This window comes from Paraburkholderia atlantica (assembly GCF_009362785.1).
Taxonomy (GTDB): domain Bacteria; phylum Pseudomonadota; class Gammaproteobacteria; order Burkholderiales; family Burkholderiaceae; genus Paraburkholderia; species Paraburkholderia atlantica.
In genome coordinates this window covers 25,078-34,293 of record NZ_WHNQ01000047.1, presented here as the reverse complement: position 1 = coordinate 34,293, position 9,216 = coordinate 25,078, and the positions used below count along the sequence as shown (strand labels likewise).

Sequence of the window (9,216 nt, the reverse complement as noted above, 5' to 3'; positions counted from 1 at the left end):
TTGCATCATCGTGCTAAAAGGACTGCATTCCAAACAGCAGGCGCAGTGGTATCTTTGAGGCGCAACCGTGCGAGGTTGAACTGACCGTTGCGAATGCGATGCATCAACTCGACGCCCGATATCGTAACGGCCGCATTCCCGAAAAGTTTGAAGCCAAGCATTGCATTGACCCTGGACTTGATGTTGCGATGATCCTGCTCGATCAAATTGTTCAAATACTTCGACGATCGCAACGTCGTGTCCGCAGGGAGAAACTGGTCCGCCTTCATTTCGCGCACCGCGCGGTGAGACGCAGCGTGACCGTCCAGCGTGATCGTCTTCGGAGCGAACCCCTGAGCCCTGATCGCTTTCGCGAAGAAAGCCTTTGCCGCCGCGACATCGCGTTTGGCGCTGAGCCGGAAGTCGACCGTCTTTCCTGCGCGGTCAACTGCACGGTAAAGATAGCCCCATTTGCCACGGACTTTCACGTACGTCTCGTCAACTCTCCATGAGCGTCCCGCAGATTTCGCGAACCGATCCCAGCGCTTGACGAACTCCGGCGTGAAGCGTTTGACCCAGCGCATGATCGTCGTGTGCGCCAGCGACAGCCCACGCTCGGCCATTATTTCAACGAGGTCGCGGAAACTGAGCTTGTAACGCAGATACCAACGCACACACAGGATGATAACTTCGCGGTCAAAGTGGCGGCCGTTGAATAGCCTGTCGATGTCTATCCACATAGCCTGCTCGCGCGGGCCAAAACTCGAGCTTAACCTACCGGGCTCCTCTGATTTGCACCGGAGCCGTCAGATTTAGCTGCGCGCCAACAGGCTGGAAAAAATCGAGAGCTACCCCAAGGAAAGACGTATGACGGCGGATGCCTCCTGCAAGCTGCTCAACAGGCGAGCGTTCAAACCGGTATCAAAACGCTGAACGCTGCCTACGAGTGCCAGCGCAGCTACGCAATCACCTTCGGCATTGAAAATTGGAACAGCCACTGCGCCGAGCCCGGATTCCAACTCGCCTTGCGAACGATAAAAGCCATCCTTGCGGATTTTCGTCAGCACGCTCAAAAACTCCTGCCAAGTATCTCCCATGCCATTGAGGCCGATCTCCTTGGCGTGGGTTGCGTAAATCTTCTTGAGCGAGTTGCGCGGCAGGTGCGCAAGCAGAACTTTTGGGGAAGCAGCAAGGAATAAGGGGCGGGGCCGCCCGCGCCCATAAGAAAGGTGAAGATTTTCTTCCGCGCTGACGCGATGGACGTCGATGACCTGCGGCCCGGCAAACATGACACTGAGTGCCGCGTCAAACTTGGTGCTGGCCGCCAGCTTGCGCATGACCGGATCGGCCGCGAACAACACCGGGTCGGTTTGTCGCAACAGATAGTCCAGCGCGATGATGCGCCCGCCGAGGGCGTAGCGCCCCGCCGCGACTTTTTGCAATAACCCCGCCTCGACCAATTCCTTCACATAGCGGTAACCCGTGGGGCGGGAATAGCCCAAAACATCGTTGATTTTGTCCGGTTGCCAGATCGGATTTTCCTCGGTGAATAGATCGAGAATGGCAAGAACCCGGCCGGGGCTGCTCATATAAGATTTAAGTATTGAAGTTCAAGGTGAACATGATAGCGGCCTGTGGCCACCTCGTTATACACATCTCGGTTCATGCGGCCTCACTCCGAAGCGCACGTGGCGTTTCGGCGGATATGATAACGCGCTGCAAGCCCTCCCAGATCGTTTTGGCACCAGGCTCGCCGTCGCCCTTGCGCGCAAGGAAGCCGCCGAGTTGTGCCACGAGACGTAGAACTTCGTTCAGTTTTGGCTTGCCCTTGCGCATTCGCTTTTTCACCAACAGGTAGGTGCCGTGAATCTCGTCCGGACCGAGGAACAGTGCAGCATCCAGGTCTGGGCACGTCCTGCCCATGCGCATCAGGTAAGCGATGCGCCATGCCACGATCATGAATAGCGCCAGCGCCTTCTCGATGCGTTCAACAGCGCCCAACTGCAAGTCTTCCACGCAGCAGCCGTTCTTCAGGACCTGGAAGTAGATTTCGATCTCCCACCTGGCCCGGTACCACTCGATAAGCTCCACCAGCTCGTCGCTGCCAGCAGGAAGGCGATTGGTCAGCAGGCGCCACTCGACCGGCTTGACGCCCTTGGGCACATTACCCCGCGTTTACAAGCCCTTTGGGACTTGTGTGTAATGGAATGCCTTGGGCGGGGCGACCTCCGTCGCGATCACGCACGTCACCGCAAGTCCGCATTTCAACGTCACGCGTTTCATGCGCAACGACTGCTTCACCGTGCGAGCCTTCTGCCCCGCACGGGCCGCTATGACGAACTGAATCTCGCCCACGGCCCGGGTCTCTCCGACCTTCTGCTGAAGCCTGTCGCCGCCCTCCAGGCTGCGGTTGTCTGTCGAGCGAATCAGCCAGTCCGCTGGCGTCCCAAGCTCATCGGCGCGCTGCATCAGCGCCGCGATATCTGCTTCCCGGTCGGCCACGTACACCAATCGTGTGCCCGGCAGCTCCGCCGCTCGTTCGGCGATCCGTTGGTATCCTTCGATCCAGCGCGTGCTTTCCTTGATACCACCGCGCTTGCCGTCGGCATCCTTGGGCTCGCGCGCCCACATCCAGGCATCCAGCACGCCCAAATCCCACCCGATCCGGGCTGACCGCATAAGTCGGATGAAGGTACATGCCCCACCGGGCCTCGTAATTCAACGGACCCAAGCCACTGATGTCCTGACCGTTGAAATCCAGTTCCATTGTGTCCTGGATGCACAGCACGACAGCATGCTCGCGCATACGCTCCCACGTGCTTTGCCAATGCGGCTGCATGATGTCGTGCCACTCGAACGCCGTGTTCTCCATGAAACGGTAGGCGCCCATCGTCTCGGCCCAGCCTTGGCACGCGAGCGGAATGCTCGCCGTCGGCTTCTCTGCAAACCGCGTCAGCAGTGTCTTTGCCCGTTCGTTGCGCCTCGCGTCGCCAAGATCCACGCCTTCCAACTCCCTATATGCCCAGCTATCCGTTTCTCTCGCCATCTGGTGCCGCCACAAAAGGCAAGAGTAAACGCCGATTTGCTTCCGTTTACAACCCCCAGACCCGGCCTCACATCGCCCGCCATCCCTTGTCCATCAAGGCCTGGCGACTTCTGTACAACTAGGTGGCCTGTGGCTGGTGCATCGCCCTGCCGTGATTGCGAGACCAGCGAGCACTATTCGCGATGAATGGTGCTTGATAGGCCGACTGAGTTCTCATTTCACACCCATGCGCTGCGCCATCTCCGCACGCCAAACCGACCGCGGTCTGAAACCCGGCAGCGTGCGGGCATGCGATTCCAGGCGCTGCATCAGCGTGCTTCTATCCTTTAGGTCGATCGCCACGCGCATGGGTTGTGAAACGTACCAAGGCAAATCGAAATAGAGCTCCAGCCGATTGCCTTCTGGGTCGGGCACATAGATGGAAAGCGCATTGCCGTGTGTCACCGGCGTGATATTGGGCAGCTTCTCGGCCAGCAGAGTCTCGTGCATCTCGCACAGCGTATCCAAGCTGTCTGTTTTGAGCGAAATCTGGTTGATGGGATTGAAGGGCATATCGTTGGGGCGCCCCGTCAGAAGCACGATCTGGTGGTGCTCGTCCGGGTCTCGACTCAGAAACACGAGGTCCGTCATTCCGTTCGGCCCGGGCAACTGGCCTCGGTCCGTCACGGTGAAATCAAGCAGGCGGGTGTAGAAGTCTGTGACCTTCGCAATGTCGGTCACGAACATGCCGAAGTGACTGAACTTGAAGCCGGACTGCTTCGGGGTTTCCAGTGACATAGGGTTTCTCCTTGGATTGACAGTGATCCATGGTATCAGTTCCAATCTCAATGTATGAGATTTTTCAACTTATCCGAGGGATGATTCGATGAATCAGGCGAGCTTCGAGTGGCGCAACATGTGCCCAGTGCCATTTGCAGCCAGCATCGCGATCGACGGCTACGGCTGCGGGCCGTGCCCGATAGCCTTCGCAGTTGTCTTCCCTGGGGTGTTCTTTCCTAAGGGGCGACCGTCTGGTCTGGCGACCGGGCTGGCACAGCTCTTTGGATCGCCGTGATGGCGATTCTCGCTCCAGCGCCCTGCGCCTGTTCTCCGTGTGCATCAGCGAGACGCTCCCGTCGAGCATGCGCTGTGAAAGTCGGCCGTAATCAACCAGATCTCACGGTCGCAAGTCGCCTTGCTGACCCATTCGGCGACGAGGCCTTCCGCGGCCACTCGCCAGTGTTTGCGAAGTCAATCGGTACAGCAACGAGAAAGAGGGGTGCGCCTGTGCCTCCTGTCCAGCAATGAAAAACCTTTCTGCCATGCCCCTAACCACCACTACCATTGAAACTCCGGGTGTTGACGACGTCTATTGGCGCGAGGAATACGCGCAGATCGGCGAGGACGATGCCTTTCTCGCCGAAATCGTGGCGCAAGCCGACCTGCCCTCGCTTCTCACTGCGCTTGCCGCCGTCACCGGAGACTTGTCGATGCTCCGTCCGCACCTGCGCGCGCCATTTCCTCTTGTTGATACGGTTGCGCCTGCCCATGGAGGCATGAGCGAAGCCGCGCAAATCGAAGCCCGCGCACTGGCCCTGGTTGCACTCAAGCGCGTGCGCGACGAGAGCTTGACTCGGCCACGTCCTCTTGACGATGCCGAGACACGCATCCTGATCGATTTCCTCACGAACGGTGCCGGAGATGCCGATGCTGAGCTCCTCACCCACGAGATGGATCTCGCCCCGAAAAAGCTCGGCGCGCCTGGTTGGAAATTCGACAATGTGGGGGGTGATCGCCAGTTCGCTGTCGCGGTCATCGGCACCGGCATGTCGGGCATTGCCGCCATGTATCGGCTCAAGCAGGCAGGCGTGCCATTCACGGCCTTCGAGAAGAACCCCGACGTTGGCGGCGTGTGGTGGGCGAACACCTACCCGGGCGTGCGGCTCGACACACCGACGTTCGGGTACAGCTTTTCATTTGCTCAGCGCACGGACTGGCCGCATGCGTTCGCGACCGGTGGTGAGATTGAAGACTACGCTCGCGAGGTCGTTGCGCGTGCCGGGCTTCGCGAGCACATCCGCTTCGGCACCGAGGTTCTCTCAGCCACCTGGGACGAGGCATCCGGCACTTGGGACGTGGTGAGTCGCACAGGCAATGACGAGCCGGAGCATCGCCGTTTCAATGCCGTGATTTCGGCGGTGGGTCAGCTCGAGCGGCCCAATATTCCTCAGATCGAAGGGCAGAACGAATTCAGGGGCGTGCGCATGCACTCGGCCCGATGGAACCACGATGTTGACCTCCACGGCAAGCGCGTCGCGGTCATCGGCACTGGGGCAAGCGCATACCAGATCGTTCCGAACATCGTTGATCGGGTCAAGCACCTTACCGTTTTCCAGCGATCCGGCCCTTGGATGGTTCCTGCCCCGAACTACTATGCCGACACTCCCAAGGCGCTGCGGTGGCTGAGTGACCATGTTCCATGCTATGGGCAATGGTTCCGGCTCTCGGGTTTCTTCCAGGCAGCGACCGGACGTCTGCATACCGCCGTCACCGACCCCGGTTGGACTCGAGAGGATTCGGTATCGGCAAAGAACCTGGAGGTGCGCGAAACGCTGACCGAGATCATTCGCGAACAGTGGAAGAGCCGACCCGAACTCATCGACAAAATTGTGCCGACGTACCCGCCCGGCGGCAAGCGAATGCTGCGTGACAACGGCGTCTGGGCTGCCGCGTTGCAGCGGCCAAATTCCGCGCTTGTCACCAGTCCCATCGTCCGCTTCACGGAAACTGGCGTCGTGACCGAAGACGGGGTGGAGCATCCGGTTGACGTCGTCGTTTATGCGACCGGATTCACCGCTGCCGAGTTCCTCGATCCCATGGAGATTCGCGGTGTCTCAGGGCGGACGATCAAGGAGCAGTGGCAGGGCGACGCGAAGGCGTGGGCTGGCATCGCCGTGCCGGACTTCCCCAACTTCTATATGGTGATGGGGCCGAACACGAACTACGTCGTGCACGGCAGCCAGCACTTCATGATGGAATGTGCCGCGGAGTTCGCCGTCGAGGCGATCCATCAAACTCTTGCACGAGGCATCAACGGCTTCGAGGTAAAGCCTGAGGTTCTTGATTCTTTCGTCGAGCGCGTCGATGCCGAGAACAAGCGCCGCGCTTGGGGCCGTCCGCAGATACGCACCTGGTACAAGAACCGCTTCGGCCGGGTCTCTCAGGTATGGCCCTTCAGCCACCGCGAGTACTGGCAACTCACCCATGACGTGGACTTTGACCACGACTTCATCTCGCATTGAGGCAATGGGCCTTCGGACCGCAAGAAGAATATGGCGTTAGATAGTGCTTCGCAGGCATTGCTGCGATCGTGGGCCGCTGCCGCAGGGGCGAATGCAACCCCGTTATGGAAACTCGATGCCGCGCAAGCACGGGCAGCCGCTAGGCGCAGGGCGGTTCCGCATGACCCGGGACCAGAGATGGCGCGCGCCGAGGATGTCGCGATTCCGGTGCGCGATGGTTCCTCAATTGCCGCTCGGCTGCTGGTGCCTATCCCGCGACCACGGGGCTTACTGGTGTACGTGCATGGCGGTGGCTGGGTATTGGGCGAATTGCCGGGATTTGAGGCCATCGGACGCAAGCTTGCTGCGCGCACGGGCGCGGCAGTTCTGCTGGTGGGCTACCGCCTTGCGCCTGAGCATCCGTTTCCAATTCCGCTGCAAGACACATGGGACGCGCTGAAATGGGCGAGCAAGCATAAGGTGGAGATTGCCGGGGACGATGTCCCGCTGGTCATCGCCGGGGACAGCGCTGGCGGCAATCTGGCGGCTGTCGTCGCTCGCTGGGCGCGGGAGCGGAACAGCCCGAAGCTGGCGGCCCAAGTGCTGGTGTATCCCGTCACCGACGCGGACTTCACGCGCGCCTCGTACCAGGAGCCGGAGAACCAGACCTTCCTTCCGACGCCATCCATGACCTGGTTCTGGGATCAATACGTGGCCGATTCATCTGTACGCATGCATCCCGATGCATCTCCGCTGCGTGCCAAGGACTTGTCGGGCTTGCCTGCGGCATTCGTGGTGACAGGGCAGCACGACATCCTGCGTGATGAAGGACAGGCCTACGCCGCTGCAATGGCTGATGCTGACGTGGAAGTGGAGCAGCATGAAATGGCAGGCCAGATGCACGGATTTTTCACCATGACAGGCATCCTGCCGGCCAGCGATCAGGTGCTGGAAAGAATAGGCGCCTTTCTTGATCGCAAATTGCTCGCATGAAGTCGCGCCATCCAACAGGCTGCCGAGCTACTCTTTCAAGACGGGTCGTCTACAGGCACTTGATCGAGCGGCGGCCCTACTTATTCGGCGCTGCCTGCGCAATCACGCCCGTGCATTGGCGCGCGATGAAAAACGGTGTCGCCGGTGATGTTTGGGCTGTACAAGCGTCTGTCCTTCGGCGCGAATTTGAGCCTATCTTGACCAAGCCGATGAGGGCAGTCGTGCTCGTCACACTTCGGTCCCTCGACGACAATCCCAACGTCTATGCCGACGGTCGCCGGCCACTGCAACGAAGCGGATGGATTACCCAAACGTTGCCAACCGGAGTGAACATCAATATCTGACGTCGCGGGAGGCTTTAGTCAATCGAAGCCACGACGGTGCGGATAGCTACATGAGGTCGGGCGGCCAGACCATTGAAAGCGGACATTGCCGCCCGAGAGGATAAGTAACGGTAATGGGGCGAGAGCCGTCATTTCAGCCGGACGAGGCATAGGGTCCGCTTCCGGATCTCTGTATTCGGTTGATGGCGAGGCGAAGGGGTTCAGCTCATTCGGCTTTGCCTAAGCCTTTCCCAGTGTCGTGCCGCGCCTGAGCGCCACGCCGGGCGGCTTTCGCGGCGGTGGCCCACAGCTTGGCGAGCATACCCGCGAGGCGCTTGAACGGGTGGGCGTGACGGCGGCGCAGCTCGACGCATTGCGCGAGCAGGGAGTCCTCGCACGAGGGGACAGCAGCAGGGCGGCGGGGAGCGCGTCTGGATCAACGATGTCGTGATGCGCGACGGCTTGCCGATGGAACCGGTCTTCGTGCCGACATCGGAGAAAGTCGCGCTGATCGACGAGATCGGACACTGCGGGCTGAATCGCATCGAGGCGACCTCGTTCACGTCGGCGAAGGCGATTCCCGCGCTCAGCGACGCCGAGGCTGTTATGCACGAAATCGAACGTGTGCCAGGCGTGCGGTACGCGGCGCTCGTGCTGAACCGTCGCGGCGCTGAGCGCGCGCTCGAATGTGGCGTCGATGAACTGAATCTCGTGGTCTCGGCGAACGAGACGCACAATCTCGCCAATACGCGCATGACGCGCGCGCAGGCGGTCCGCGCGTTGCTCGACATCACGGCGTTCTGTCGCGACCGGCTCGCGATCGGCGTGTCGATCGCGACGGCATTCGGCTGTCCGATGGAAGGCGCAATCGATATCGACTCGGTGCTCGACATCGGCAATCAGTTCGTCGCGGCGGGCGTGCGGGGCATCACGCTTTGCGATACGACGGGCATGGCGAATCCGCGTCAGGTGAAGGCGGTGTGCGGCGCTCTCGCGGCCCGCTGGCCCGGCATCGAGCTTACGCTGCATCTGCATAACACGCGCGGCATGGGCCTCGCAAACGTCGTTGCGGGGCTCGATGCAGGCATCCGCCATTTCGATGCGTCACTCGGCGGCCTTGGCGGCTGTCCCTTCGCGCCAGGCGCGAGCGGCAATATCTGCACCGAAGATCTCGTCCATATGCTCGACGCGATGGGATACGCAACCGGCGTCGATCTGGAGCGTCTCATCGCCTGCGCTCGGCGCATGCCCGGCCTCGTTGGTCACGGCGTACCGGGGCAGGTGCAGCACGCGGGTGCGTGGGACCACCGCTTTCCGCCGCCCGCGGATCTGGAGGCGACGCGTGAACGCGCGCTCGCGCGCGAGTTGTCGGGTGACGCTTATCGTGCGATGCGCCCCGTAGTGGAGCGTTGATCAACGCAGCAACCGGGGGCGAAGACGCGAGCGCCCGACCTTTACGAAAATAATGCCGTGCGACCCGGCCGCTAGTCGGAGGGTAGGTCTCACGGCATTTGCACTTTTAATGTCTGAGACTATCCATCGGCGCCATGCCGCGCTGAATAAGCTTTTCAACGCGGAACCGCTGGCGCACCGTGAATTTCAGCAAACTCTGCTG

6 protein-coding genes and 1 pseudogene are annotated in these 9,216 nt (G+C 60.6%); 3 read left to right on the top strand and 4 right to left on the bottom strand.

The window, feature by feature from the left end:
- Positions 1 to 5: 5 nt before the first annotated feature.
- From GCT19_RS35935 to GCT19_RS35920, 4 genes and pseudogenes are all read right to left on the bottom strand, one after another.
- Complete coding sequence (locus tag GCT19_RS35935) at positions 6 to 719, bottom strand: IS6 family transposase (RefSeq protein ID WP_152854550.1); 714 nt, start codon at positions 717 to 719, stop codon at positions 6 to 8.
- Between the two features lie 108 nt (positions 720 to 827).
- Positions 828 to 1,568 carry an IclR family transcriptional regulator gene (locus GCT19_RS35930; RefSeq protein WP_152854549.1) on the bottom strand — a complete coding sequence of 247 codons (741 nt, stop codon included), beginning with the start codon at positions 1,566 to 1,568 and terminating at the stop codon, positions 828 to 830.
- Positions 1,569 to 1,641: 73 nt separating this feature from the next.
- A pseudogene (locus GCT19_RS35925) lies at positions 1,642 to 3,025 on the bottom strand (IS4 family transposase).
- 213 nt (positions 3,026 to 3,238) lie between these two features.
- Positions 3,239 to 3,802 (bottom strand): VOC family protein, encoded by a 564-nt coding sequence (locus GCT19_RS35920; protein WP_018435827.1) that lies wholly within the window; start codon positions 3,800 to 3,802, stop codon positions 3,239 to 3,241.
- Between the two features lie 506 nt (positions 3,803 to 4,308).
- Between GCT19_RS35920 and GCT19_RS35910 the strand changes: the two genes are divergently transcribed.
- The 3 genes from GCT19_RS35910 to GCT19_RS35900 all read left to right on the top strand — a co-directional run bounded on the left by GCT19_RS35910 (position 4,309) and on the right by GCT19_RS35900 (position 9,014).
- Entirely contained in the window at positions 4,309 to 6,306 is a 1,998-nt protein-coding gene (locus GCT19_RS35910; protein ID WP_018435828.1) for a flavin-containing monooxygenase, read from the top strand.
- 177 nt (positions 6,307 to 6,483) lie between these two features.
- A complete protein-coding gene (locus GCT19_RS35905) occupies positions 6,484 to 7,278 on the top strand; it encodes an alpha/beta hydrolase (RefSeq protein WP_018435829.1) in 795 nt (264 codons plus the stop codon).
- A 758-nt stretch (positions 7,279 to 8,036) separates the two neighbouring features.
- Positions 8,037 to 9,014 (top strand): hydroxymethylglutaryl-CoA lyase, encoded by a 978-nt coding sequence (locus GCT19_RS35900; protein ID WP_321576925.1) that lies wholly within the window; start codon positions 8,037 to 8,039, stop codon positions 9,012 to 9,014.
- The last annotated feature ends 202 nt before the right edge of the window (positions 9,015 to 9,216 follow it).

Bases quoted from the DNA above. Each gene is read 5' to 3' on its own strand.
- GCT19_RS35905 (WP_018435829.1), top strand. From the start codon at position 6,484: ATGGCGCGCGCCGAGGATGTCGCGATTCCGGTGCGCGATGGTTCCTCA.
- GCT19_RS35910 (WP_018435828.1), top strand. From the start codon at position 4,309: ATGAAAAACCTTTCTGCCATGCCCCTAACCACCACTACCATTGAAACT.
- GCT19_RS35920 (WP_018435827.1), bottom strand. From the start codon at position 3,802: ATGTCACTGGAAACCCCGAAGCAGTCCGGCTTCAAGTTCAGTCACTTC.
- GCT19_RS35930 (WP_152854549.1), bottom strand. From the start codon at position 1,568: ATGAGCAGCCCCGGCCGGGTTCTTGCCATTCTCGATCTATTCACCGAG.
- GCT19_RS35935 (WP_152854550.1), bottom strand. From the start codon at position 719: ATGTGGATAGACATCGACAGGCTATTCAACGGCCGCCACTTTGACCGC.